Consider the following 1069-nt stretch of genomic DNA (forward strand, 5'->3'; position numbering starts at 1 on the left):
GGGGGTCACCGGGCCGCCCTCGCCCGGACCGCCGCGTACTCCGCGGCGATCGCGTCAGCCGAGAGGTGCACGTAGCCAGCAGTGGTCTCCGGCGAGACATGCCCCATCAGTTCTCGTAGGACCAGCAGGTCCACGCCCGCAGCGGCGAGCTCAGTGCCGTAGGTGTGCCGGAGCCGGTGCGGGCGCACCCGGGGCGCTCCTGAGGTCACCCGATGCGAACGGAAGATCTTCCGCAGTCCCGCCTCGGTCATCGCCCCGCCGGCGGTCGGCCCGCGTAACACCACAAAACACTGCGGGGTCGAGCAACCCGCCGGCCGCTCGCCAGCCAGATAGGCAGCCGTCTCGGCGAAGAACGCCCGGTCGACCGGCACCACCCGCTCCCGGCCGCCCTTGCCGACGACCCTGACCCGGCCGAGTCCCATATCCACATCCGCGAGGAGCAGCGAGCGGACCTCACCGGCACGCAGACCGCCGAGCACCATCACCAAAGCGATCGACCGATCCCGGTGAGTGGCCAGATCGGCGATGAACGCGCCGACGTCGGCCAGGTCGACGCTCTCTGGCAGCCGACGAGACTGGCGGACCAGACGGCCACCCCCACGAGGGCGGCCCGGCCCGACATGGGCGAGCATCCCCCGCCTGGGTGCCCGCCACCCCGTAGCCCGACGCGCCGCGGGCACCGGGCTGACCTCGACCTCGCCGACGATCACCGCGTACTCGAACAGTCCTCGCACCGCCGCCACCCGCCGGTTGATCGTGGCCGGCGCTGGGCCACGTGCCGCACCGAGCTGTATCACCTTGCCGCCCGGCGGCCGCTGCGCCTGCCACTCCAGCCAGTCGAACAGATCCGACGCCCTCACCTCGCCGAGCGCCAAGCGGCGCTCGGCGAGGAACCGGGAGAAGTTCAACAAGTCGAACGCGTAACCTCGCACCGTCCCCGGCGAGAACCTCCGCACGGCGAGATGGCCCAGGTAACGGTTCGCCAGATCGTCGACCGGACCACCCCCGCCAAGACGGTGACCGCCATCCACAACAACAACCTTGAGTCCCATGAGCGTGCTCCTCGAAG

Annotated in this window: 1 protein-coding gene; it reads right to left on the reverse strand. The window is 71.0% G+C overall.

Translation table 11 applies throughout. From position 1 onward, the window contains the following. Positions 1-5: 5 nt before the first annotated feature. Complete coding sequence (locus tag K6U06_RS24470; protein WP_262324611.1) at positions 6-1052, reverse strand: tyrosine-type recombinase/integrase; 1047 nt, start codon at positions 1050-1052, stop codon at positions 6-8. Positions 1053-1069: the final 17 nt, after the last annotated feature.

It is taken from the genome of Acidiferrimicrobium sp. IK (assembly GCF_025499425.1).
Taxonomy (GTDB): Bacteria; Actinomycetota; Acidimicrobiia; order Acidimicrobiales; family Palsa-688; genus Acidiferrimicrobium.